22 protein-coding genes are annotated in these 26,478 nt (G+C 49.9%); 18 read left to right on the top strand and 4 right to left on the bottom strand.

The features are described from left to right. Window positions 1-11: 11 nt before the first annotated feature. From yfbR to BO18_RS16965, 10 genes are all read left to right on the top strand, one after another. Window positions 12-647 (top strand): 5'-deoxynucleotidase, encoded by a 636-nt coding sequence (gene yfbR, locus BO18_RS17010; RefSeq protein WP_034448240.1) that lies wholly within the window; start codon window positions 12-14, stop codon window positions 645-647. After that, on the top strand, window positions 648-3,167 hold the full coding sequence (locus tag BO18_RS17005) for an N-acetylglucosaminidase (protein WP_034448238.1): 2,520 nt from the start codon (window positions 648-650) through the stop codon (window positions 3,165-3,167). It begins immediately after the preceding gene. Beyond that, window positions 3,167-4,648 (top strand): cadherin-like beta sandwich domain-containing protein, encoded by a 1,482-nt coding sequence (locus BO18_RS17000; RefSeq protein ID WP_034448235.1) that lies wholly within the window; start codon window positions 3,167-3,169, stop codon window positions 4,646-4,648. Before BO18_RS17005 ends, BO18_RS17000 begins: the two co-directional genes overlap by 1 nt. 5 nt (window positions 4,649-4,653) lie before the next feature. Continuing rightward, on the top strand, window positions 4,654-5,259 hold the full coding sequence (locus tag BO18_RS16995; protein ID WP_034448233.1) for a GtrA family protein: 606 nt from the start codon (window positions 4,654-4,656) through the stop codon (window positions 5,257-5,259). Continuing rightward, window positions 5,252-6,643: a bifunctional folylpolyglutamate synthase/dihydrofolate synthase gene (locus BO18_RS16990; RefSeq protein ID WP_034448231.1), complete on the top strand. Its 1,392-nt coding sequence runs from the start codon at window positions 5,252-5,254 to the stop codon at window positions 6,641-6,643. The genes BO18_RS16995 and BO18_RS16990 overlap by 8 nt, the downstream gene beginning before the upstream one ends. Window positions 6,644-6,651: 8 nt before the next feature. Then, entirely contained in the window at window positions 6,652-7,611 is a 960-nt protein-coding gene (locus BO18_RS16985) for a hypothetical protein (RefSeq protein WP_034448229.1), read from the top strand. Next, complete coding sequence (gene thrC, locus BO18_RS16980) at window positions 7,608-9,113, top strand: threonine synthase (RefSeq protein WP_034448228.1); 1,506 nt, start codon at window positions 7,608-7,610, stop codon at window positions 9,111-9,113. Before BO18_RS16985 ends, thrC begins: the two co-directional genes overlap by 4 nt. Window positions 9,114-9,175: 62 nt before the next feature. Continuing rightward, the gene (locus BO18_RS16975; protein WP_034448227.1) at window positions 9,176-10,255 is read left to right on the top strand and encodes a carbamoyl phosphate synthase small subunit; all 1,080 of its coding nucleotides are present in this window, start codon (window positions 9,176-9,178) and stop codon (window positions 10,253-10,255) included. 1 nt (window position 10,256) lies between these two features. After that, window positions 10,257-14,315 (top strand): carbamoyl-phosphate synthase large subunit, encoded by a 4,059-nt coding sequence (gene carB / locus BO18_RS16970; protein WP_081861109.1) that lies wholly within the window; start codon window positions 10,257-10,259, stop codon window positions 14,313-14,315. After that, window positions 14,315-14,977: an HAD family hydrolase gene (locus BO18_RS16965; RefSeq protein ID WP_034448226.1), complete on the top strand. Its 663-nt coding sequence runs from the start codon at window positions 14,315-14,317 to the stop codon at window positions 14,975-14,977. The genes carB and BO18_RS16965 overlap by 1 nt, the downstream gene beginning before the upstream one ends. Here BO18_RS16965 and BO18_RS16960 read toward each other — a convergent pair. Then, window positions 14,953-15,870, bottom strand: coding sequence for a DMT family transporter (locus tag BO18_RS16960; RefSeq protein WP_081861108.1), 918 nt, complete (start codon window positions 15,868-15,870; stop codon window positions 14,953-14,955). The genes BO18_RS16965 and BO18_RS16960 overlap by 25 nt on opposite strands. Window positions 15,871-16,027: 157 nt before the next feature. Between BO18_RS16960 and BO18_RS16955 the strand changes: the two genes are divergently transcribed. The 7 genes from BO18_RS16955 (at window position 16,028) to ispF (ending at window position 21,052) form a co-directional block, all read left to right on the top strand. Beyond that, the gene (locus BO18_RS16955; RefSeq protein WP_034448224.1) at window positions 16,028-16,987 is read left to right on the top strand and encodes a Gfo/Idh/MocA family protein; all 960 of its coding nucleotides are present in this window, start codon (window positions 16,028-16,030) and stop codon (window positions 16,985-16,987) included. Window positions 16,988-16,989: 2 nt separating this feature from the next. Beyond that, window positions 16,990-17,526 (top strand): QueT transporter family protein, encoded by a 537-nt coding sequence (locus tag BO18_RS16950; protein WP_051688872.1) that lies wholly within the window; start codon window positions 16,990-16,992, stop codon window positions 17,524-17,526. Beyond that, on the top strand, window positions 17,523-18,134 hold the full coding sequence (locus BO18_RS16945) for a class I SAM-dependent methyltransferase (RefSeq protein ID WP_034448223.1): 612 nt from the start codon (window positions 17,523-17,525) through the stop codon (window positions 18,132-18,134). Before BO18_RS16950 ends, BO18_RS16945 begins: the two co-directional genes overlap by 4 nt. Beyond that, window positions 18,131-19,117, top strand: a complete 987-nt coding sequence (locus tag BO18_RS16940) for a putative ABC transporter permease (RefSeq protein ID WP_051688871.1) — start codon at window positions 18,131-18,133, stop codon at window positions 19,115-19,117. Before BO18_RS16945 ends, BO18_RS16940 begins: the two co-directional genes overlap by 4 nt. Window positions 19,118-19,186: 69 nt before the next feature. Continuing rightward, the gene (locus BO18_RS16935) at window positions 19,187-20,029 is read left to right on the top strand and encodes an Mrp/NBP35 family ATP-binding protein (protein WP_034448222.1); all 843 of its coding nucleotides are present in this window, start codon (window positions 19,187-19,189) and stop codon (window positions 20,027-20,029) included. Next, complete coding sequence (locus BO18_RS16930; RefSeq protein WP_034448221.1) at window positions 20,026-20,547, top strand: thioredoxin domain-containing protein; 522 nt, start codon at window positions 20,026-20,028, stop codon at window positions 20,545-20,547. The genes BO18_RS16935 and BO18_RS16930 overlap by 4 nt, the downstream gene beginning before the upstream one ends. Window positions 20,548-20,557: 10 nt before the next feature. Further along, entirely contained in the window at window positions 20,558-21,052 is a 495-nt protein-coding gene (gene ispF, locus BO18_RS16925; protein WP_185752488.1) for a 2-C-methyl-D-erythritol 2,4-cyclodiphosphate synthase, read from the top strand. 3 nt (window positions 21,053-21,055) lie between these two features. Here the strand turns inward: ispF and BO18_RS16920 are convergent, their stop codons facing one another. The 3 genes from BO18_RS16920 to BO18_RS16910 form a co-directional block, all read right to left on the bottom strand. After that, complete coding sequence (locus tag BO18_RS16920) at window positions 21,056-21,805, bottom strand: IspD/TarI family cytidylyltransferase (RefSeq protein WP_034448220.1); 750 nt, start codon at window positions 21,803-21,805, stop codon at window positions 21,056-21,058. 18 nt (window positions 21,806-21,823) lie between these two features. After that, a complete protein-coding gene (gene radA, locus BO18_RS16915) occupies window positions 21,824-23,242 on the bottom strand; it encodes a DNA repair protein RadA (protein WP_034448219.1) in 1,419 nt (472 codons plus the stop codon). Between the two features lie 72 nt (window positions 23,243-23,314). Continuing rightward, the gene (locus BO18_RS16910; protein WP_034448218.1) at window positions 23,315-24,499 is read right to left on the bottom strand and encodes an LL-diaminopimelate aminotransferase; all 1,185 of its coding nucleotides are present in this window, start codon (window positions 24,497-24,499) and stop codon (window positions 23,315-23,317) included. 212 nt (window positions 24,500-24,711) lie between these two features. Between BO18_RS16910 and BO18_RS16905 the strand changes: the two genes are divergently transcribed. After that, on the top strand, window positions 24,712-26,478 hold the full coding sequence (locus tag BO18_RS16905; protein ID WP_034448217.1) for an AMP-binding protein: 1,767 nt from the start codon (window positions 24,712-24,714) through the stop codon (window positions 26,476-26,478).

Raw genomic sequence — 26,478 nt, 5'->3', positions numbered from 1 at the left:
GAAGAAAAGATATGGATAATAAGGAAGAATACGGCTTTTTTGCCATGCTGGACCGCATGCAGTACATCGGAAGATGGGCTTTGATGCGCAACAGCAGAACCGAGAACATCAAAGAGCACAGCTTCGACGTAGCGGTCATTGCACATTGTCTTACTCTTCTCCACAACAAGTTTGAGAAGGATAAGGAAGGCGCGATATTGCCGGACCCTTACAAGGTTCAGGCCTATGCGCTTTACCATGACTGCACCGAGATCCTGACAGGTGATCTCCCGACACCCATCAAGTACAGGAACAAGGAGATCACGAAGGCTTATAAGGAAGTCGAGAAGGAGGCTGCTGCGAGCCTTGTCGAACTGCTTCCCGATGATGAAGAGATGAGAGCGGAATATATGGAACTCTTGGCTCCCGACATTACCGGCGAAGAGCAGATCCTCATTCATAAACTCGTAAAGGCGGCTGACAAGATAGCCGCATATATAAAGTGCCTCAGGGAAGAAAGCACCGGCAACGCCGAGTTCTCCGCCGCCAAGGAGGCGACAGGCAAGACCATCAGCGAAATGGATATGCCCGAGGTGCGATATTACATGGAACACTTCGTTCCTTCCTACGGTTATACGTTAGACAAGATCACCGGGAGGGACACTTAATTGTTTATCAGGCGCCCCGAGTATTTTGCCGTAGCGGCCCTGAGCGGAGTCCTTGCGATCGCCGCAACGGTCATTACAGCCGTCTGTCTTGATACCGGCATCAAAGAACCTGACAGGAAGACGATGAAAAAGGCGGACGATATAGTCGTCCGTGCGGCAGCGCTTACTTCCTCATCCGACACGGAAGTCAGGATCGCAAGATCGCATGTGGAGGACGGACTCGTGTCCTGTGGTGACTATGTCATCTCGGTCATGACTTCTCCCGAGTATCTGCTCGGCGGTATATCAGACCAGCAGTTTGCTTCTGACTTATGTAATGTTATCTATGGAGAGCAGCGTCAGGATGAGATCGGATACATTCTTGAAGACCTGGAGAAAGGCTCGAGGATAGCCGCGATAGACAATGCGCTCGCGGCTGAGGACAGGGAACTCAGGGCTTCCGGAAAGCCTTCCGGAAAAGGATCGGTCATTTCAGGCGTCAGCCTTGAGACGGCCATTGATTCTGCGGAACAGTATACTGTCGGCATAAGGGAAGCCACCGGTTCATATACTGCCACGGGAGACGAGGTCAGGACCGACTTTTTCGTCGACGGTTCACTCTATTACGGATACCTTAAATATGCAGACGGCAATAACAACGGTTACAGGGAATTTGTCCTCTCATGGGATACAGCGGACTGCATTCCCGGAAGGCATGAGGTATATGCGCTCCTCAGGAGTTCCGACGGGCGCGGAACCGTCATCTCCGGAGGCGAGATACTTATCCCCGAGAAGCAGACCGTAACACCAGGTTCTGTTGCCTATGGTTTTATCCCCGGCGGTGAAGCGGTATCGTGGTACATGATCGACTGCGGCGAAGAGGACTGCTACATAGATTTTGCCGGTCTTTCCGACGACATCAGGGTATCTCTTTACGACCTTAAGGGAGACCTCATAGGATCGAATGAGAATCCCGGCATCCCTTATCTGATGCTGAGGGGAAGAAAGCAGGATACGGCAGCAGTTCAGGAGGAGACCGGTATTGCCGGCGTGTCCAACTGCTATTATATTTGCGTCAGCCGTACAGGTTCCGGCTCGGATATCGAAAAGGACATCTCTTATGCGATGATACAGTCAAGGGAATGCGCATATTTCGACGGTTCCTATATGGCAGTGTCGGGCGGACCGGAGGATACGAAGGTTAAACTTACCGACAGCGGAAACAACACTTATGAGGTCGAAAGGAAAAAGGCGGGGATCATTCCGATAAACGGAGCTCTCTCGGGCCTTTATATCGCTGATGCGGCTACCGAGGAAGCTGTTGATATCTATCCTGATTTCGAGTTCCTCAAGCGTGATTATGCATATTATTCAAAGAACCCGAAGAGCATCGCTTTCAGGTGCACGGCGTTGGAAGGCTATTCGGCAGACATTTCCATAAAAGCCGGTTCTAATGGCAGTGAGGTTATGCTCGACCAGGGACAGATATTTGAGCTGCCACAGGGAGAGACCGTCATCACATGTACTGTGACGAGCTTTGACGGAACATCCGATTCATACAGATTCTATCTCCTGAACGGTGATGACAGCGGGGATTTCTACGAGAACACGCTTCAGAGATTCCCCGTGAGCTATTACAGCGGATTGTGGCTTTTGCATAATCTTAAGCCGTCATATGTCTTCACGCCTTACTATACCAATCTTTCTTTTGAAACCGCGCTTGCGGCAGAAGACAGCAAGGGCAGGAGCCTCATCCAGAATTCCACCGATCCGTCCTGGGTCAAGCCGAACAGCCAGGTCTACGACAAACCCGACTGGATGGCCGCCAAGACGGAAGTCGTAAGTTACTATCTGGATCCGAGAAATTTCTTTACACCAGAGAGGATATTCATGTTCGAGATGCTCGGGTTTGATCCGCAGGTCCATACAGTTGAAGGCGTCAGATCGATAATCAAAGGTTCGTTCATGGACGGTGGAGACTACGACTATGCGCAGATCATCTATGAGGCCGGAGAGTATGCCGGCGTATCGCCCTATTTTCTTGCGAGCAGGATAATCCAGGAGATGGGCTATTCCGGTGAATCCGCTCTGTCCAGGGGCGATCTTTCCGGTTTTGAAGGCTATTACAATTACTATAATATCGGAGCATATGCGACGACAGAACCCGGCGGCGCGGTAATAAACGGTGCTAAATACGCGCAGTGGGGAAGAGACTGGGAAGGTCAGGAGATAACTGAAACCGAAGCGTCGTATCTGCTCCCGTGGACATCCGTTGAGAAAGCGATTAAGGGCGGAGCCGTATGGATAGCAACGGGCTATATAGACAAAGGACAGAATACTCTTTACTTTCAGAAATTCGACGTGCTCGATGACGGAACGGAGAAGTATAACCATCAGTATGCGCAGAATATCCAGATGGCGTATTCTGAAGGTATGAGATATTACAGAAGTTATGATTCGATAGGAATGACGGAAGCCGGTTTTGAATTTATAATTCCGGTATACGAGAATATGCCTGCGTCATACGGGAGCCTGCCTTAATGAGATATCTGATCGGCAAAAAGACGGTTTTGTTTGCGGCAAAGTCAGGATGCGCTTTCCTGGCACTGCTGCTTGCTGCGTCGGTATGCATGGCGTTTTTTAAGGCTGACAGGGTAAATGCCGATTCGCAGGTGGTGATATCAGCCGTTACGAGATCTTCCGATATCGGTCCCGGGGACATCATCATAGTCGATGTCGTTGCAAATCACATGCCCGGCATTACGGAATTCGGTCCTGTCCGTTTCAATTACGATGCGGATCAGGCGGAGTTTGTCGCGTTCGATCAGGGAAAGGAACTTACTAATTACGCATATACCGAGACACAGACCAAAGGTGAGCTCATTGTAAGCGGTATGGACCAGATGATGAGCGTCGGAACTGACGAGAACGGCGAGGAGACAATATCCGCATCATTTGCTTCCGAGGAACAGGTTGTATTGTTTACCGTTACGCTCAGGATATATCCGAACGGGAGCGGTGACATCAACTGCTGGATCAGCGAATGCGGTTCTTTTACATCTCCTGAAGAGAGCGTGTCTGTGAGCATCGGAAGCGGGGTAACTCTTCCGATAAAACGTGGCGGACTTTCCAGCAACGCAACCCTCTCGTCGCTCAAGGTAAGGGGCGCGTCGATCACTCCCGAATTCAATCCGAACATAACCGAATACACCTGCTCGGTCGAACTTTCCGTAACGGAAGTGCAGGTCAGCGTTATCGAGAGCAACTCATGGGCTGCCGTGAGCATCAACGGAAACCAGTATCTCAATGTCGGTGACAATACGGTCACCGTGGATGTTACGGCCCAGGACGGTATCAACCGCATGCACTATACGATCCATGTCGTACGAAGAGAGAGTAACATCCCCGACAACGCTTTGCTGGTCGATGTAGACGGTAATACTTATACATTCCTTGATGCTCCGGAAGAAGCAGTCATCCCCGAAGGATTTTCACAGACCACGAGATACATCAACGGATACAGTGTTCCCGCATATATCAGGGACGGTGTTACGAGCGTTCTGATCTACCTTTATGACGGTACGCAGTCGCCCGGTTTCTATTTCTATAACAGTACCGCCAAGACCGTGATCAAATATGAACCGGAGAATACCATCATCGAGACATCACAGATACTTAAGTCTGTCGAAGTTCCTGACGATGTCATGATCCCTGAAGAGTTCAAGCCGGCAATATTTGATAACGGGACCATGCTCTTAAACGGCTATCTCAACGATGACGGGGACTTTATCCTTTATCTGGCCGATGAGAACGGTTTTAAGGATTTCTACAGATATAACCAGACCGACGGAACGGTAAGCACATACAGGTTTGCCGACAAGAAGGCGGAACTTCTCTATTCTTATCTGTTTGACGTTTTCCTTGTTATTGCTATTATTGAGGCGGTTATTATTACCATAACAGTATATATCATCAGAAGGATGGTCTCCGACAGGACAAGTCCGAGACCGAAGCGGGTATAAAGGAAATGGGAATTGTTAAAAAGATCGTATTCGGTGATCCGAGTTTTACAGAGAGTCAGGAAAAGAAGCGCAAACTCTTCATGTATCTTGTGAGCGGCGGACTTACGACGGTTGCGAACTGGATAGTTTATATTCTTTTTGATCTGCTCGTTAAGTCAGACATGAGTCTCTCTGTTTTTGGTTTTGAGTTTTCCCTTAAGATTGCGGTCAAACAGATCGTCGGCTGGATTGTTGCGGTCATCGTGGCCTATTTCCTTAACAGAATTACGGTATTCAGATCCAAAGGAAGCATCTTAAGAGAACTGCTGGCTTTTGCAGGCGCAAGAGTATTATCGTTTGTAGTTCTTGAACTGGGTGTAATGTATCTCATGGTATGGATCTGCGAGCTGATCACGAAGGTTCCGGTAGAAACGCCAATGACCTATATCGGCTCATTCGCTTTTACATATGATTATCTTGTTAAACTGATCAACTGTGTCTTTGTTGTCATTGCAAATTACGTACTGAGCAAGCTCATGGTCTTCAAGAAGAAGGACATGGTGGATTACAATGCGCAGCCGGCGCAGAAGTCTGAAGAAGCTTCTTCGGGAAAGGAAGCGGCCGATGCCTGAATCAAAGGTGCCTGATCTTTTGAAAGGAGCTTTGAAATTCGGCATCAAACCCGGCCTTGAGCGGATAACCGCTTTGATGGACCTTCTCGGCAATCCCCAGGACAGTTTTAAGTCTGTCCATATTGCGGGAACAAACGGCAAGGGTTCCGTTGCGACATTCATTTCATCGATAATGGCTGCTTCAGATAAGACGGTCGGTGTTTTCACATCGCCTTATCTTGAGAGGTTCTCCGAGCGTATCAGGATAATCGACGGAAAAGCCGGATTGGATAAATATATAGCCGACGATTCATACGGAGAGATATCTTCCGTAGATCTCGAAAAGTATTCGGCCCGGGTAAAAGAAGCCAGGGAGAAGATGATCGCCGGAGGCATGTGTGATGAGCCTACGGAGTTTGAACTTATCACGGCCATCTGCTTTCTGTATTTCGCGGAGAAGAAGATCGATGTGGCGGTCCTTGAAGTAGGACTTGGCGGCAGGCTTGATTCAACGAATATCATAAAAGATCCCCTGGTGACGGTCATTACCGCAATGGGCCTTGATCACACGGGCGTTCTGGGCAATACGATCTCTGAGATAACGGGCGAAAAGGCAGGCATCTTCAAGGAAGGTTCGCCTGCGGTGTGTTTTGATCCGGATCTCATGCTCCTGCCGGAAGAGATGAAGCAGGATGTAAGGGCGACCCTGATCTCAAAAGCGGAAGAGAAAGGCATACCGCTGTCTTTTGCGGGCAGCAAAGAAGCCTTTGATGGCGCGCGTTTTACCGAAGACGGCCACATGGAATTTACATATGAGGACACCATCTACAGAACGGTTCTTAACGGCAGGCATCAGATAGGAAATGCGATCACGGCCATTGAAGCGGCGAAGAAGTGCGGTGTCTCTTCTGAAGCCATAAAGGAGGGAATCGCGCTTGCCAGATGGAAGAGCAGGGCGGAGATAATGAGCCTTGAGCCTGCCGTGATACTGGACGGCGGCCATAATCCTCAGGGCGCCATGAGTCTTGGCGAGACCATGAACGATATCCTGGGAGGCAGACTCAGAGGCAAACCTGTAAGACTTCTCATGGGCGCGATGGCCGACAAGGAGATAACAGGTGTTCTCGAAGCCTATAAAACGTGCGGTCTGAACATAAAGAGCGCCGTTGCGGTGACCCCTGATAACCCCAGGAGCGAACCTGCCGATGTTCTCGCACAGAAAATCAATTATGTGTATAATATCAGCGACAATTTGGAGGTATGCCCTGATCCCGTTGAAGGAACAAGGCTTGCTTATTCAAAGTGCGTTGAAGACGGGATGATCCTTCTTGCCACGGGATCGCTCTATCTTACGGGTCAGATAAGGGCCGAATTGAAAGGATTGATTAAATGCACGACTATCTGAGCTTATGCATGATGATACAACCTATCAATGAATCGAGTCTCATTCTTTTCGATGTCAGCAATGAAGAGAAGGCCCGTATAGTCCGCCAGTACAACAGGGCTTTGCAGAACAGTCAGGGCGACGGCACTGACGTTGCTCAGATATTCTTAAAACCGTTGATCTCCCAGTATCAGAAATGGGGAGATCCGGCACTGTTATTCGGACTCTGTCTTGCGAGGGAAGGTCAGTTCAAAAGGGCTGAGGGCAGTCTGGCATTTGCCATTCAGGGAGTCCTCGGTACTGAACAGTATCTGACCATTGCCCAGGAGGCGCTGAGGATGGTCAGGGAGGATATAAAGAATCCTCCGGAAGATCTTCCGCCTGCAGATATCGCCGGAAAACTGAAGAATGCCCAGATGGCATCAGGTTCGTCGCCTGCGGCCCGCGCTAACTTCCAGGCACCGATCCTGACGAAGGCACAGAAGAGTTCCGAACCGCCTCAAATGGCCTCTGCAAAAGAGAGAAGAGACATCATGATGCGCTCGGGCGGAGTTGCCGATGAGCTGCCTGATGATTCAATAGATATTGAGGATATAAAATCTCCGAGAGAGAAGATGAAAAGTTTAGTCGTCGCAGGCATCGTAATTCTGTCAATGTTACTAGTGACGCTGCTTATCATATTTGGTATTATTCCTCTGATAAAACAGATCGAAGCCGGAGCTGCCGCCCAGGACAGGCTCGAGTACCTGTACAGGGAGTTCCACAGGAACAGGTACGATCCGGAAGTGTCGGCACTTGTCAGCGCTTACGAATCAAGCTACGGAACGATCAACACAGAGGGTATGCCTGCCCAGGACACTGTCAGCCATACCATCGAATTTGAGAGTGAGACAGAGACCACGGAAACGACTACGGAAAGCACTACGGAATTAGCGGCTATTCTGGCAGAGACGACCACGGCATCCGATACTCAGGGAGAAACAGAATGAACTATATAAGTACAAGAGGATATGAAGGAACGTTTTCTTCAAGCGAAGCGATAATAAGAGGCATCGCTCCCGACGGAGGTCTTTTTGTACCCGAGTCTATCCCGCAGCTTACAAAAGAAGATCTTGAAGCGATGCAGACAATGGAGTTCTACCAGTTGTCCGCTTTCGTTCTGTCCAAGTATCTTACGGATTTTACGGAAACTGAGCTTCTTGAATATACAAGACAGGCTTATTCGGAGGAAAAATGGGGCGAGAATCCCGTTCCTCTCGTTCAGCTCAACGAATATAACGAAAGGGAGTTCATCCTTGAGCTCTGGCACGGTCCCACGTGCGCATTTAAGGATGTAGCCCTCCAGCTCCTTCCCCATCTCATGACGGCTTCCGCTAAGAAGACGGGTCTTAACAAGAAGATCTGCATCCTTACGGCAACATCAGGCGATACGGGCAAGGCTGCTCTTGAAGGATTCAAGGATCTTCCCGGCACGGAGATCATCGTATTCTATCCGACAGGCGGCGTATCTGAGGCACAGAAGCTCCAGATGACCACGACAGGCGGATCCAACACGCATGTCGTTGCAGTCAACGGCTGTTTTGACGATGCGCAGACCGGCGTTAAGAGGATCTTCGGCGACATGGAATTTGCCATCACGCTTGACGAGCATGACATCATGCTCTCTTCTGCAAACTCCATCAACTGGGGAAGACTCGCTCCGCAGATCGCATATTATGTATATTCATATGTTGAACTTATAAGAAAAGGTAAGATGGATCTTACCGAATCATTCAACATCGTTGTTCCGACAGGTAACTTCGGTAATATCCTTGCTGCATGGTTTGCAAAGCAGATGGGTATTCCGGTCCATAAGCTTATCTGCGCTTCCAACCGCAACAAGGTCCTGTGCGACTTCTTCTCAAGCGGCACCTACGACCGCAACAGGGAATTCTTCAAGACCACGTCGCCTTCTATGGATATCCTTATCTCTTCAAATCTCGAGAGACTCCTTTTCGAGATCGCGGGTAAGAACCCCGAGACGGTAACGGGCTGGATGAGACAGCTCAGCGAAGACGGAAAATACAGCGTTGACAAGGATACATTAAAGTCACTGCAGAAACTGTTCGTTGGCGGCTTCGCCGATGAGACCGGAGTATCGAAGACGATCCTCGAGGTATATGACCGCACGGATCATGTCATCGATCCTCACACGGCAGTCGGATTCAATATATACGGCAGATATCACACAAGATCGGGTGACGAGAGCAAGACAGTCTTTGCTTCCACGGCATCACCGTTCAAGTTTGCTCCTGCCGTAATGGACGCGCTCAGGGGAGCCGGATATTCGGATGAAAAGCCTATACCGGATATTATCGCCGAACTTGCCGAAGAGAGCGGGCTCGAGATCCCGCAGTCCATTGCCGAACTGCCGTCTCTGGAAGTAAGACATAAGGATGTTATCGAGAAGGAACAGATGGGGTCAAAAGTCCGCGAGATCCTGCTCGGCTGATTTGCAATTCAAGGCTTTTTCTCCCAAGGAAAAAGCCTTTTTTATAAAAGGGGGAAGACCATATGAAACGTTATCTTGTATTGGAGAACGGCAATGTTTACGAAGGCGAGGCGATGGGTGCCTGCGGAAGCGTTATTTCCGAGATAGTATTCACCACCGCAATGACTGCATACCTTGAGACACTCACGGATCCGAGCTACAAAGGACAGGCAGTTGTCCAGACATTTCCCCTGATAGGCAACTACGGAATAATAACTTCTGACATGGAGAGTTCGAAGATAAATGTATCGGGCTATATCGTAAGGGAAGTGTGCGATCTTCCTTCCAATTTCAGATGTGAGACAGATCTGGACACATTCCTCAAGGAACAGGGAATTCCCGGTCTTAAGGGGATCGACACCAGAGCTCTTACAAAGTGCCTGAGAGAATCAGGTACGATGAACGGCGCTATCTGCGACCGCCCGGATGAATTTTCTTTAGATGAGATCAAAGCATATAAGATCAAGGATCCCGTAGAAGAGGTTACGACACCTGAGGAGACGATCGTATCACCCGAGGGTGAGGTTAAGTTCAAGGTCGCGATGTTCGACTTCGGCATCAAGAGCAATATCGCCAGGGAGCTCGCGAAAAGATCCTGCGAGGTGCATCTCCTTCCCGCAGATACCGGTGCGGCAAAAGTAATGGAGCTTGCGCCCGACGGAATCTTCCTGTCTAACGGCCCCGGAGATCCTGAGGACAATACAAAAGCCATAGAGACGATGAAGGTCCTGAAGGATTCAGGAATCCCGATCATGGGGATCTGTTTAGGTCACCAGATCCTTGCACTTGCTCACGGCTTTAAGACATCCAAGCTCAAGTACGGCCACAGAGGCGCTAACCACCCCGTTAAGAACCTTGAGACGGGAAGAGTCTACATCACTTCACAGAACCACGGATATCAGGTCGAGAGCAATTCGATCGATACCAATATCGCGAAAGAATATTTCGTTAACGTTAATGACGGAACAAACGAAGGAATCAAGTATCTTGATAAGCCCGCTTACTCTGTACAGTTCCACCCGGAAGCCTGCGGAGGCCCCAAGGATACGGAATTCCTTTTCGATAACTTTATCAGCATGATGGAAAACAAGGAGGAGAAATAATATGCCGCTCGATAAAACAATACGTAAAGTCCTTGTTATCGGTTCGGGTCCTATCGTAATCGGACAGGCCGCTGAATTCGACTACGCAGGCACACAGGCCTGCAGAGCACTGAGGGAAGACGGCATCGAGATCGTACTCCTTAACTCAAACCCGGCCACCATCATGACCGACAAGTCGATGGCAGATAAGATCTACATCGAACCCCTTACACTTACGACAGTAAAGAGGATCATCGAGACTGAAAAGCCTGACTCGATCCTCTCAGGACTTGGCGGACAGACAGCGCTCACGCTCTGCATGCAACTCGCCAAGGAAGGCTTCCTTGAATCCCACGGCGTAAAGCTCCTCGGCTCATCTCCCGAGTGTATCGACAAGGCTGAAGACCGTCAGATGTTCAAGGACACAATGGAAGCCATCGGCCAGCCCTGCATTCCTTCAAAGGTCGTTACGACAGTTGAAGATGCGATGGATTTCGCAAAAGAGATCGGTTACCCGGTAATCGTAAGACCTGCATTCACATTAGGCGGAACAGGCGGCGGTATCGCAAACGATGAGGCTGAGCTCCACGAGATCGCAAGAAACGGTCTTGCTTTGTCTCCTATCACACAGGTCCTCATCGAGCGTGGAATCGCAGGCTGGAAAGAGATCGAGTTCGAGGTTATCAGAGATAAGGACGGCAACGTCATCACGGTCTGCTCGATGGAGAACTTAGACCCCGTCGGCGTTCACACGGGCGATTCCATCGTTATCGCTCCTGCGGTAACGCTCTCAGACAAAGAGTATCAGATGCTCAGAACAGCATCACTTAACATAATCGAGGCACTGGGAGTAGAAGGCGGCTGTAACTGCCAGTTCGCTCTCAATCCGAACTCGTTCGAGTATGCTGTAATCGAAGTTAACCCGAGAGTTTCAAGATCATCGGCTCTTGCTTCAAAGGCAACAGGTTATCCGATCGCAAAGGTTGCAACAAAGATCGCGATAGGTTACAGACTCCACGAGATCGTAAATGCCGTTACAGGCCACACATATGCAGCTTTCGAGCCTGCATTGGACTACGTCGCAGTCAAGTATCCGAAGTGGCCTTTTGACAAGTTCGTATATGCCAAGAGAAATCTCGGCACGCAGATGAAGGCAACGGGCGAAGTCATGGCGATCTCCGACTCATTCGAGAGCGCTCTCATGAAGGCCGTTAGAGGCGCAGAGATCTCTGCTGACACACTCCACCTCAAGAAGATGGAGGAAGTCGCAGACGAAGACCTCATGGAGCGTTGCGTAACACCTACGGACGAGAGACTCTTCTATGTAGCTGAGGCGATCAGAAGAGGCGTTGATATTGCTGAGATCAACAAAGAGACAAAGATCGACATGTGGTTCCTTGCCAAGATCAGGAACCTCGTCGAATTCGAAAAGAACATCTCCGGCAGAGACATCTCTTTCGATGAATACGTAAAGGCTAAGAAACTGGGCTTCACAGACAAGGCTATCGCAAGGATCACAGGCAAGCCCGTAACATATGAACTCAAGCCGACTTTCAAGATGGTCGATACCTGCGCAGGCGAGTTCGAAGCGCATACGCCTTACTTCTATGCGACATTCAACAGACCTGAGGAAGGCGGCGAGAACGAAGCTGATTTCGAGAAGGCAGGCGATAAGGACAAGCAGACCGTAATCGTATTCGGTTCAGGCCCGATCCGTATCGGTCAGGGAATCGAGTTTGACTATGCCGCGGTTCACTGCGTACACGCATTAAGAGCATTGGGCTACAGGGTCGTCATCGTAAACAACAACCCCGAGACGGTATCGACAGACTTCGATACGGGCGACAGACTTTATTTCGAGCCTTTGACACCTGAAGATGTAATGAACATCGTTCATCAGGAAAATCCGTTCGGCGTAGTCGTTGCATTCGGCGGCCAGACAGCCATCAAGCTCACGAAAACATTATCCGAGAATAACATCAACATCATCGGTACATCTGCCGATTCCATCGACATGGCAGAAGACCGTGAGAGATTCGATGAGCTCTTGGAGCGCCTAGGGATCGCAAGACCTAAGGGATTCTCTGTACTCACACTCGAGGAAGCGCTCAAGGCTGCAAACACACTCGAATACCCTGTCCTCTTAAGACCTTCCTACGTTCTTGGCGGTCAGAACATGATCATCGCCTTCAACGACGAGGACGTTAACGAGTACATGAAGATCATCCTCGCACAGGGTATCGAAAACCCTGTCCTCATCGACAAGTACATCCAGGGCAAGGAGATCGAAGTGGATGCGATCTACGACGGAAAGGATGTTCTTATCCCCGGTCTCATGGAACACGTTGAGCGTGCGGGAATCCACTCCGGCGACTCGATCGCGATGTATCCTGCAAAGCATATCTACGACGATATGTACAAAAAACTCGCTGATACTACGATCGCTCTCTGCGACGGACTTAAGTCAACAGGTATCGTAAACATCCAGTACATCGTAAAGGACAACAGGATCTATGTAATCGAGGTCAATCCGAGAGCATCAAGAACGGTTCCTTACATGAGCAAGGTTACGGGCATCCCGATGGTAGACGTTGCCATCGAAGTAAGCCTCGGAACAAAGCTTGCTGACATGGATTACGGCACCGGATTCTACAGACAGTCACCTTACACTGCGGTTAAGGTTCCTGTGTTCTCCTTCGAGAAACTTACTGACGTTGATACCCAGCTCGGACCTGAGATGAAATCCACCGGTGAGGTATTAGGCGTCGGCAGAAACCTCTCGGAAGCTCTGTACAAGGGCCTTGTAGCGGCAGGCTATAAGATGTACAAGCGCGGCGGTGTATTCATCACTGTAAGAAATTCAGACAAGATGGAGATAGTCGAGATCGCGAAGAAGTTCGACATCATGGGCTTCAAACTCTATGCGACACACGGTACGGCAGAGGCACTGAGACAGGCCGGAATGGAAGTAACAGCCGTATCGAAGATCCACGAATCCGATGAGAACAACACAATGTCTCTGATTGAGAGCGGCAATATCAACTACATCATCTCGACATCCGCAAAGGGAAGACTCCCTGCAAGAGACTCTGTTAAGCTCAGAAGAAGAGCAGTCATGCTCGGCATTCCTTGCCTTACGGCTATTGATACCGCAGACGCTCTTGCGGACTCTCTCATGAGCCACTTCTCCGAGATCAATACAGAGCTCGTTGACATCAACAACATGCGTGATAAGAGACGTAAGATCCACTTCACGAAGATGCAGGGTGCAGGAAACGACTACATTTACATCGACTGCATGGAAAGCATGGTGTCTTCACCTGAGTCGCTGTCAGTCTACATGAGTGACAGACACTTCGGTGTCGGCGGTGACGGCATCGTTCTTATCGCTCCTTCAAAGGTCGCTGACTGCAAGATGATCATGTTCAATCTCGACGGCTCGGAGGGTATGATGTGCGGTAACGCGATAAGATGCGTTGCAAAGTACATGTACGATGAGCGCGGTCACAAGAAGAGACACATGAAGATCGAGACAAAGAGCGGAATCAAGACTCTTGAACTCATGACATTGGGCGGAGTTGTTGCCAGGGTAAAGGTAGACATGGGCAAGGCAGAACTCAATCCGCCCAAGATCCCGTGCACGCTCCCCGGTGATACGGCAATTAACGTTCCGGTAAATATAGACGGCGATGAATATAACATTACGGCTGTTTCGATGGGTAATCCCCACGCCGTTGTATTCACGGAGCTTGTCGATGTACTGGATCTCAATACCATCGGTCCCAAGTTCGAATATGCAACTGACATCTTCCCTGAGAGAGTTAACACAGAGTTCGTCAAAGTCATCGACGACCACACTCTTAAGATGAGAGTCTGGGAGAGAGGTTCAGGCGAGACGATGGCATGCGGAACAGGCGCATGCGCAACCGTAGTTGCAGCCTGCGAGAACGGTTTCTGCAAGAAGGGTGAAGACATCAGGGTTATCCTTAAGGGCGGTGATCTCATCATCAGATATACGGATGATGCGGTATTCATGACAGGTAACTGCGCCAAGGTCTTTGAAGGAACCATGGAGGTCTGATGGAGCCCGTAAACAGATGGTTCAAAGCAGCGGTCTTCGACATGGACGGACTGATCCTCGATTCAGAGAGGACAGTCCTGAATTGCTGGGAAATGATCGGTGAGAAATACGGCTTTGCTGATATCGTGACATATGGCATCAGCGTTATCGGAAAGAATAAAAAGGCTACGGTAGACGAGTTTGAGAGAGTCTACGGAGAGCCGGGCGAACGGTACGAACGTGAGCTCCGTGAGATCTATAACGGTCTGGCCGCGGAGGGTAAAGTTCCGTTAAAGCCCCATACCATAGAACTCCTGAGTTCGATGAAAAATGCCGGCATGAAGATCGCCATAGCTTCTTCTTCGACAAGAGAGGAAGTCACTTCACAGATGGCAGCTCTCGGAGCCCTGCCGTATTTCGACACCTGCGTGTGCGGAGACCAGGTAACCAGATCTAAGCCTGATCCTGAGATATTCCTTCTTGCCTGTGATGCTCTGGGCGTAAAGCCTGAAGATGGCGTAGGACTTGAAGATTCATTCAACGGGGTAAGATCATGCAAGGCATCCGGACTTTTTACGGTCATGGTGCCTGATATCATTCAGCCAGATGATGAGATGAAGAGTCTGGCAGACATCATCCTGCCTTCGCTTAAGGTTGTTCAGGATTTCTTAAACCTTAAGTGACCGTTGTTGTACATGTAGTTCATCACGGATGCGCCGATGATTATCGCGTATCCCAATATGCTGAGCCAGTCAGGAACTTCACCCAGGAAGATCAGACCCAGAAGCGCGGTGAATATGACCGTCGAATAATCGTAGATCGATATCTCTTTCGCGGGGCATGCTGCATATGCGGATGATATGAATATCTGTCCGAAGCATGCGGATACGCCTGTCATGCAGCAGAAGAACAGCTGCTGCAAGGTTATAGGCTGATAGGTGAATATAATGAACGGAATGAGCGCGATGCACGAAAAGGTCGAGAAAAAGGCCACTACGATTATCGGACGTTCTCCGTTGAGCGTGACTTTCCTTAAGAACGTATAAGCGATGCCTGCGCTGATGCCGCCGATAAGAGCCACCAGCAGAGGGAAGAAGTCATCTCCGCTTACTCCGAGATTTCCGAAGAGGAAAGAAGGTTTTACGACAAAGATCGCTCCTATGAGAGCGGTAAGGATGGCAGCCCACTGGAAACTGTCTGCAGCTTCCTTGAGCACTATTATCGAAGTGAGGATCGCGAAAAAGGGCGAGAGCTTGTTTAGCATCATGGCATCGGACATGTTGGTGTGCGAGATGGCATAGAAGTTTCCTAAGATGCCTATGGTGCCGAATGAAGCGCGCATCAGGAGTCCCGGCATGGAGCCTTTCTTTATCCTGAACTTTTCGGGTGACCTTGCAAGTATGAAGTAAGACATGAATATCGCCACGAGATTTCTGAAGAAAGCCTTTTGAAAGACGGGCATATCTCCGGCAAGGCTGATGAACAGCGCCATGCACGCGAAAGAGAATGACGATAACAGAAGATAGATAATGCCTCTCTTGCGGGGCGGCATCCTGTCCAGGAATTTGAACGACACGTTTATTTTCCTTTTTCGAAAATCTTTAGGAATAAAAATATAGCAAGCAGAGGCTGTTGTCTATAATAATGGCCTTGTTCAAAACATAGATTGACACAAAGAACTGCTCAAAATACAATTAGAGCGTTCTATTAATATAAATATAAGAGGTCCGGATATGCTTAGAGTTGGTATTCTCGGTTGCGGAAACATAGCAGCTAAAGTTGCAGACAGTCTGAAGCGCAATAAGAACGTCGTTATAGCGGGCGTTGCCTCCAGGGAAAGAAACAAGGCAAAGAAATTTGCGGCTGCGCATTGTCCCGATGCCAAAGTGTTCACGGGATATGAAAAGCTCGCCAAGTCTGACGAGATCGACCTTATCTACATCGCGACACCGAACACATATCACTATGAACATGCGATCATGTGCATCAAGGAATACAAGAATATCCTCGTCGAAAAGCCCTTTGCCATGAGCAGGGCCGAAGCGGACAGTATCTTCTTTGAAGCAAAGAACAGGGGTATTTTCGTTGCTGAGGCAATGTGGACATCCTATCTGCCGCTGCATAAGCAGGTTCTTGAATGGATAAGCAAAGGCAGGATCGGAGCAGTCAAGTATGTGACTGCAAATCTCGGTTATGACATCGCAAGTGTTCCGAGGCTCAACAGCACGGTCCTCGGCGGCGGAAGCTATATGGATCTCGGTGTTTATACGACTAACTTTGCGCTCTCGTTTATGGGAGACGACATAAAGGTTGCAAGAGTATTTGCAAGACAGTTTTCCTCCGGAATAGACAGGGATACCACATATTCCATGGAGTCCGAAGACGGAAACATCCTCGGTAATTTCTACGTTACGATGTGTGCCGATACTGACAGGGACGGCGTCATCGTCGGTGAGCGCGGCAAGATAAAGCTCAGCAACATCAATAATTACCGCAAGGTTGCCATCTATGCTCCGAACGATACTCTTCTCGAAGAGGTCGAGGCTGAGGGCGATTACGACCACGGATATGTTTATGAGTTTGAGAGTTGTGCCAAGGCCATTTCATCAGGCCTTATCCAGGCTCCCGAGATGCCCTGGGCAAGGACAGTAAGGATCTGCCAGATAAATGACACTATCCGCTCGATGATGTAAATATGGCCGATACCGCATCCAGAAGTTCCGATAACAGAAAGCAGATCAGATTCGTTGTCTTCAACGGCATCGTTGCTGCTCTTTATGTTGTTTTTACGGCACCTTTTGCAAATATCGCATACGGCCCCATCCAGGTGAGGATCGCCGAAGTAATGGCCATCTTCCTGATCTTTTCGTGGGGCATGATCCCCGGTGTTACGCTCGGGTGCTTTATCGCGAATCTCATCAATCCGGGAAATCTCGGTCCGGTGGATGTCATAGGCGGCTCTCTGGCCACGCTTATCGCAGGCGTTTTGTCTTATTTCATCGGAAAAAAGAATAAGTGGCTCGGACTTATCCCGCCGATCGCCGTAAACGGCCTTATCGTCGGCGGATATCTTCCGTTCCTTTTGGTTGACAGCGGAAGCTCGGTCACACTTCAGGCCGTGCTCTTAAGTATGCTCTCAGTAGCGGGCAGCGAAGCTGTTCTGCTGCTGGTATTAGGCTTACCGCTTATATTTGTAATGGAGAAAACAGAATTAAAGAAAAGATTACCATGACACAGTATTTTGACCCTAACCCCATAACTCCGTCAGACCGTAAGACGATCCCTTACAGGATGAACGGCATCAATTTCGAATTCTTTACGGATTCGGCAGTCTTCTCGAGGAAGAATGTCGACTTCGGCACAAATCTCCTCATCGAGACACTCGTGAAGGATATCAAGGAAAGAGGCCCCAAGATGGAGCGCTTCGCAGACCTGGGCTGCGGTGTCGGCATAGTCGGCATCGTTATCAAGTCATGCTTTATGGCTTTTGATGTCACGGGTGTTGATATCAATTCAAGGGCTGTTGCACTTGCAAGGGAGAATGCGATAAACAACGGCGTAAACTGCCGTTTCATGTCGAGTGATATCTTATTTGCCGTAAGGGAAGAGCGGTTCGACATAATCGCGACGAACCCTCCGGTAAGAGCCGGAAAACAGACCGTATTCGGTTTTTACGAACAGGCTTACGACCAGCTCAATCCTGGCGGATACCTTTATGTCGTTCTTCAGCGTAAACAGGGAGCTCCGTCAACGATGGACAAACTTAATGAACTGTTCGGCAACTGTGAGACTCTGTCCATAGACGGCGGATACAGGGTAATGAGGTCCAGGAAAGAATGAGTTTACCTTATCCTTTTATCGAATCCTACATGATGTTCTTCATATACAGTTTTGTAGGATGGGTTGTTGAAGTCGTATACTACGGCATCACCGAAGGAAAGTTCATAAACAGGGGATTTTTGGCAGGTCCTCTCTGTCCGGTCTACGGTCTTGGCTTTTATGCGGCCATATGGATATTCGAACCGTTCAGGGACAACTTCCTGATCATTTTTTTCGGAATGGCTGCAGCCTGCACCGTAGTTGAGCTCATCGCCGGCGTTATCCTCTACCATATCTTCCATATGCGCTGGTGGGATTATTCGGATTACAAGCTCAATTTCCGCGGTTATATCTGTCTGAGATTCTTTATCTACTGGGGTATCGCAGCCTCTCTCGGTATCTATGTGCTTCATCCCGCGGTAAAGTGGCTCATCGGTCACGTCAATTATCCGGTCATGGTGGGTCTGATCATCTTCTTTACGTTGATCCTTGTTGCCGACCTTGTCACGACGATAATAACCATTGTCGGCTTCAAGAAGAAGTTCGAAGCAATGGAGAAGGTAGTCACCGGGACCAAAGCTGTATCCGACAAGATCGGTTCGCAGATCTACGGAGCTGTCGACACACTGGTCACGGTAAGCGAGCCTACGAGAAATCACTACGAGCAATACAGAAAGCTCCTGGCGGATAACCGTCAGCAGGAGCGTGAACTGGCGGCGCAGCACAGGGCAGAGGAGAAGGCTTTTGCAAACCAGTTCACCGAAGCGGAGAAGGAGAGCCTGAGGCTTGCCAGGGAACAGGCTTCCAACGCGATGGGCTCATTAATAAGATCGTTTAAGAAGAACGAGCAGCGTCTCGTCAGCGTAGTCATGGTCAGATCGAGTGATGCTGGTGCCGCTGTGATGAGACTGATCAAGAGAAAGACCGAGAACGCGAACGATGAGATCTTTGATATTGGAGAAGATGAAGTTACCGGTCCTGTTCATAAGACGGATGCCGGTTAAGGGCTACGAAATTGAAAAAGATAGCTTATTTACTTATAATGAACGCGAATAATACAAGGAGATAAAACTATGTCATCAGCATGTGATTCATGTCCGTCAAAGAACGGATGCACTTCCCAGGATTCATGTCCTTCCGCATTGGGTAAAGATCCTCTTGCGGCAGGCTCTTCAATAAAGACAGTCATTGGTATAGCCAGCGGAAAGGGCGGTGTCGGAAAGTCATTTGTCACATCCGTACTTGCCGTTCAGCTCGCAAGGAAGGGATATAAGGTCGGCATCATGGATGCAGACGTAACAGGTCCTTCCATACCGCAGTCCTTCGGACTTACGGAAAACCTCAGAGCCAATGACGAGCAGCTCATCGAACCTGCTCTGACTTCCACGGGCATCAAGACGGTAAGCGTAAACCTGGTCCTTGAAGACAAGGAAGCTCCCGTTATCTGGAGAGGCCCTGTTCTCAACTCGCTCATAAAGCAGTTCTGGGGACAGGTCAACTGGGGTCCTCTTGATGTTCTTCTCATCGACATGCCGCCGGGAACCGGCGATGTTCCGCTCACGGTCTTCCAGGCTATCCCGCTCGACGGCATCGTTCTTGTCGCAACAAGCCAGGATCTTGTATCCATGATCGTAAACAAGGCCCGCAACATGGCTTCCATGATGAAGGTCCCCGTCCTCGGAATGGTCGAGAACATGAGTTATGTTAAGTGCCCTCACTGCGGTGAGGAGATAAGGCTCTACGGTGACGGATCTTCTATTGAGAAGTCTGCTGCCGAGATCGGTTCAAAGGTCACTGACAGGATGCCTCTTGATCCCGAGGTTACAAAGCTCGTCGATTCCGGCAATGCCGAAAAGGTAAGTGACGACCTGCTCGCCGGAACAACAGAGATGGCGATCGGACTGATCGGAAAGTGAGATACAAAGTCCGTCTTTCATTGACCGCTGTTCTTCTTGCGGCCATGTTCCTGTGCTCCTGTTCCAAACAGGAGAATAATGCCTTAAACGCTTTTCTCGGCGATTATTCATACAGCGCTCCTGCTGTATGCATGGTCTATGAACAGGTCGAAGATGAACTCGATGATGAGGGCAATCCCTGCTACGGCATCCAGTACCGCGAGATAACGGATCTTGAAGGTCTCCTGAAATCAGGCGGCACGTTCCTGATTTACTTCTACAGTTCGATGTCCAATGAAAGTGCTGAAGTTACCGCATCGATGGAGGATGTGGCCCAGCTGTACAGCGGCAAGATGACGGTGCTCATGCTCGATGCGATGGAATACCGTGATATGATGGAGAAGTATGATATCGAAGCCGTTCCCGAATATGTCCTGATAAGACCGGGTCAGCAGGATCAGGTATTCAAGAGCAGTTCGCACGGTTTTTGGACCGTTAATGATGTGTTATCATGGCTTGAGAGTTACGGAATCGCTTAAGGTGAACAGTATGGGAAATATCATTTCGGTAAGTACGATAGGACAGGACAGCCACAGATTCGGAGAGCCTTGCGGAGAGACTTCCATAAGGCTCGGAGGGATCGACATCCCGTTTGACAGACCGATCCTCGCAAACAGCGACGGTGATGTCGTCTATCATGCGATAACGAATGCCGTTTCCGGTTTCACGGGCGTAAACATCCTGGGCGGGGAAGCTGACAAACTCTGTCTCGGAGAAGGTATAAAGGACAGTTCCGTTTATCTCAGGAAAGCGCTTGAGTATCTGACTGACGGAAAGATCATCCACTGTTCTCTGACCATCGAATGCCTTAAACCCAAGCTCATGCCCCATATTCCTCAGATGAAGGAATCTGTCGGAAAGATACTTGATATCCCGGCAGCATCTGTCGGCATTACGGCTACGACCGGTGAGGGTCTGACCGGTTTCGGACGCGGTGAAGGAATACAGGTATTCTGCATCCTTACATTCGCTAAAGAGATCTGAACGTCAGTCGTGGAAAGGCTCGCTCTCGCCCCTGGATCTTACGATCTCTGATGCTATGGCGATATCTTCGGGCGTCGTGATCTTAAGATTTGAATACAATCCTTTGGTCAGAAAGACATCAAGGCCGCAGGCTTCAGCAAGCGCGGTATCATCGGTCGCGGTCACATTGTCCTCTGTTGCTCTTGTGTAGCACATGCGGATGTCTTTGTATCTGAATCCCTGGGGAGTGAGTATCTCGAAAAATCTCGATCTGTCGGGTGTATCCGTAACCCTGACTTCGCCTGACGGAGTGATCTCGACTTCCTTCAGGGTATTCTTGACGGGAACGGCGGAAGCGCAGACCGTGTGATCCTTAAGTCCGTCGATGCACGCGGTGATCTCTTCGCATGTAACGAGGCACCGTGCGCCGTCGTGAACCAGCACCAGGTCGTCTTCCCCGGCATCTGTGATCGCATCAAGTCCGAGAGCGACAGATCCTGTTCTCGTATCGCCTCCCAATGTGAATACCGTGGTGATGTCGGGGAAATATTCCGCACACATTGCCTTAAGGATGCCGATGAGATCGGGTGTCGTTACGATCACCATCCTGTATTCAAATCCGGCATAGCCCTCTCTTGCTACTCCGGCGAGAGCGCCGAGCGTCCTCAGGATGACAGGACTGCCCTCAACGTTTCTCATGAGCTTCGGCTGACCGGCGCCCATGCGGGTTCCGCTTCCTGCGGCAGGTATGAGAAAAAAGCATTTACGGTTCATAACAGCACCTCGCTCAGATCATGAAAAAAGGATATCGACGGCTTCCTTAAGATTATCCGCATAAATGAATTCAGGCACGGGATCATCTCCGAATGCACCGGACGAGAGACCGGAGAGTTCTTTCTCCAAAGCATCCTTCGAACTTCCGGGAAGAACGACTGTCTTTATGCCGAGTTTTGCGGCGGTAAGGCACCTTTTCAGGATCCTGCTGACAGGCCTGATCTCGCCTGACAGTCCTACCTCACCCAGAATCAGCGTGTCAGCACGGCAGCTGACCCCTCTCGCGGAAGATACGGCCGCGATGCAGACAGCAAGATCCGTGGCAGGATCGCTAACCTTCAGTCCGCCAATGACATTTATGAAGCAGTCTTTGGATGTAAGTCCCAGTGAAAGTATCTTCTCACATACGGCAAGCAGCATGAGCACGCGGCCTCTTTCAGGGCCTGACGTCATCCTCTGGGGATTGGGGTAGACAGTCTCGGTGCAGAGAGCCTGGACTTCGATGGTCAGGGCGTCGTTGCCCTCGAGCGTTGAAGTGAGCACGGAGCCCGGGCTGTTAAGAGGTCTTCCCGCTACAAGCAGTGCCTTGGAACTGTCGACCGGGATGAGACCTGTCTCACCCATCTCGAAAAAGCTTATCTCGTTGCTGCGGCCGAATCTGTTCTTGGCGGACCTGATTATCCTGTATCCGCCTGTGGTATCACCCTCAAAGCTCAATACCGTGTCGACCATGTGTTCTATGGTTTTCGGTCCCGCGATCGAGCCGTCCTTGGCTATGTGTCCGACCATTATGACAGTGATGTTGTTTGTCTTTGCGATCCTGATGAGACCTGCAGCGACTTCGCGTATCTGCGCGACTCCGCCGGGCGTTCCCGCCACCTGTTCGGAATAGAGAGTCTGTATGGAATCAACGATGGCCAGGCACGGCTTGTGCATCTTTATCTGCTCGGCGATCGCTTCGAACCTTGTCTCTCCGCAAATGAGGATGTCTCTTTTTATCTTGAGTCTTGATGCGCGCATGCCTATCTGGGCTGGTGATTCCTCTCCGGAGATGTAGAGGACTTCACCGTCAGCCTGATATGCGTCGGCAAGCTGCATGAGTATGGTGGATTTTCCTATGCCGGGTTCGCCGGCGACGAGTGTAACGGAGCCTTCGGTGACTCCGCCTCCGAAGAGCCTGTCCAGGCTTGCCATGCCGGTCGAGTGCCTCTTGTATGTCTCTTTTCCCGCATCCTTAAGTCTTACCGTTACCGCGGAATCTGTCCATGAATAACGGTTTGCGGTAAGCGCCGGGGAATCAGTCTTTGCCTTTGCGGGTTCCTTCGAAGACGGGGCTTCGACGAATGTGTTGAACATGCCGCAGCCGGGGCATCTGCCCATCCATCCCGAAGTCTCGTAACCGCATTCCTTGCAGAAAAAAGTAGTCTTCTTAGCCATATCTTTGTCCGTCCGATACTTTATTACCTGGATTATATCAGAGGCGGACACCGATTATGGGACAAAAAATGTTTATAAAGACTTGAAGTATTCGCAAGCTTTAAGCGTGTTCTCGTAAGAACCGAAAGCAGTGAGACGGAAGAACCCCGTACCGTTCGTGCCGAAGCCTTCGCCGGGAGTTCCGACGATCCCGAACCTGTTAAGGATGGAATCGAAGAAATCCCAACCGCCCATATTGTCAGGACACTCGAGCCAGATGTAGGGGGAGTTGACTCCGCCAGTGAAGTATATGCCTTTTTCGGAGAATACTTCGGCAAGCACTTTTGCGTTGCGCTTGTAATAAGCGATATTTGCCATGCAGTCCTCGAGGCCTTTGCCTGACAAAGATGCGGCTGCGCCGGCCTGTGTGACATAAGATACGCCGTTGAACTTTGTAGCCTGGCGCCTTGCCCAGAACTTGGAGAGCTTGATGCCGTTTGCTTCGATGGCATCGGGCACTACGGTCCATCCGCATCTTACACCGGTGAAGCCGGCGAATTTGGAGAAGGAAGAGATCTCGACAGCGCATGATTCCGCACCCGGGATCTCGTAGATCGTATGAGGCTTGTCTTCGGATATGAATGCTTCGTATGCTGCGTCAAAGATTATGAGAGATCCTGTCTTAATTGCGAAGTCGACCCATGCCTTCAGTCCCTCGCGGCTGTAGACTGCGCCCGTGGGGTTGTTTGGTGAGCAGATGTAGATGACGGAAGGCTCGATGTCCGTGCCAGAAGGGGGCTCGGGCAGGAATCCGTTTTCTTTTGTTCCGCCGGCGAAAGAAATCTTTCTGCCGTTCATGAGGTTGGAATCCACATATACCGGGTAAACGGGGTCGGGAACGATGACAGGATTGTCGCCTAAGATATCGGGGAAGTTTCCGAGATCGCTCTTGGCACCGTCAGAAACATATACCGTGTCGGGAGTTACGCATGCTGCTCCGATGGCTTTGTAGTGATCTGCTATGGCATTTCTCAGAAAATCGTACCCGTATTCCGGCGGATATCCGCGGAATGATTCCTTGACAGCCATCTGCTTGGCCGCATCTTCCATTGCTGAAGCAACTGAAGCGGGGAGGGGGAGTGTAACATCACCTATGCCCATCCTGATGATCTCTCTGCCGGGATTCTCCTCCTGGAATTTCTTTACGCGCTTTGCGATATCGGAAAAAAGGTATGTTTCCTTTACGTCGAGAAAATGTTCGTTAAGCTTGATATTCATAGCATTCACCTCTGAAAATAATCTGCGAACATTTTATCACGCGCAAAAAACAGCAATTCAAAAAAGTTATCGTACATATGCACAAAAGAATGTCTGTTATCCTGCGCTCCGGTTTAAAAGTTTTTGAGGAAGGGCATGCGGTGTATAATATTCAGCAGGATATTTCGTAAACCGCGGCTTTATGCTGCTTCAGTATTTGACGGAGAGAAGATTTGGAGAGTCTTTGGAACGTTTTTTATCCAGGGAAATATGCAAATCCCGAGACGGATTCAGATGATACGCTCTACACGCGCATCAAGAGGGTCAGCGCCAGATATCCGGGCAGGACCGCTATTGAGTACGGCTCCCGTAAATATACTTATTCCTCGCTCTTGAGCAGGATCGACGAAGTTGCGGCGTGCTGGAAAAAACTCGGTGTCGGAAAAGGCGACAAAGTGATCCTTATGATGGGTCACAACCCGCTAAGCATCATAAGCGTCTATGCTCTTGATAAGATCGGCGCTTCTGCAGTGCTTTCGGTTCCGGATCTTTCGACTGAGCATTTCGAGCACTTTGCTGATTCCGTCGGCGCAAAATTCTGCCTTATGAGCTGCAACCAGTTCCTTAATTATTCCCAAAGTCTGAAGAATACGAAGATCACGACCGTGATAATCGGAAAATACAAATATTCCGTGACCGGAAGAGACCGTCTGGCATTTCCGTTCTATCCGCTGTCGGGTTATGACAAACCCAAGCCGCGCAATATCCCCGAAGGCATCAGACTGCTATACTGGAAAGATGTTGCCGGCATGCCTGATATCCCTGCGGAATCCCAGGCGGGCGTTGACAGGGACAATACCAGACCGGCGGTATATCTTTTCCCGAGCGTTGCCGGGCAGGAACTGATCGCGACCGTGCTTACGGCAAAGAGCATAAACATATCCGCCAATCTGACGCGCATGGTATTTATGGCTAATGAGGATCTGACGGGAAAACCCGCGAGGATGCTCTGTCTTAACGAGTGCTGTTTCTCTTTCGGATTCGTTGTCGGAATACACAGTGTCCTGTGCAGCGGACAGTCTGTGCTGCTGTTTACGTGGTATGACGCGGAAAAGATATTTTTCGCGATAAAGCGTTACAGACCCGATGTGCTCATCGGATATAACAGCACGGTTGCTTCGATCAATAAGGCGGGACGCATTACGGATATACTCAGGAGCGTTGACAGGATCATCGTCGGAGGAGGACTTCTCACGAGTAGCCAGAAGGCGACGCTTTTTGAGATAGCAAGGAATTCGAAGAGAAAGCTGTCGGTATGCTCCGTGTCAGGCTGTGACGAGATACTGACATTTGCCTACGGACCGTCAGATCTTGAGAGTGACAGACTGCTCGGATTCCCTCTGCCGGGAGTGATCATGCGCGTGGCGGACAGTGCGACGGGACTTGACATGCCTGAAGGTGCGGAAGGTGAGATCGCGGTATGCACGCCTGTCGCATCAGGTGCGGATCTTTCCGGTGACCCTGATTACAGAAAAATGCCTGACGGGAGAAACTGGTTCTTCACAGGCATGATAGGCAAGCAGGACGGAAACAAGATGTTCTACCTTGTCGGCAACAAATCGAGAGAGGCGAGGATCAACAGTTATCCGGTCTATCCCGAAAAGGTCGATGAGACCGTCCAGATGACGGAGGGCGTTGTCGAATCCTATTCGGTCATCATAGAGAGGCCGGAAGGTCCTGTTCTCATCTCGGCAATAGTGCCGGAGGAAGAATATTTCTATGACAATTCCCTGATGGAGGACCTCAGGGACAGGATAAAGTCCGAATGTGAGTCGATGCTCCATGAAGCCATGAGGCCTTCGGAGGTCATATTCTTCGTTTCCTTGCCCAGGGATTCAAAGGGAATGGTGGATCATGATGCCGTAAGGGAACGGATAGAGATGATCGAGAATGAGGAATGGGATGATGACATGCTCTATGAGCCTGAAGCCCGGGAATAA

This window comes from Butyrivibrio sp. AE2032, assembly GCF_000702965.1.
The sequence above is the reverse complement of the archived record's forward strand: the minus strand, read 5'-3'. Positions and strand labels throughout refer to the sequence as shown.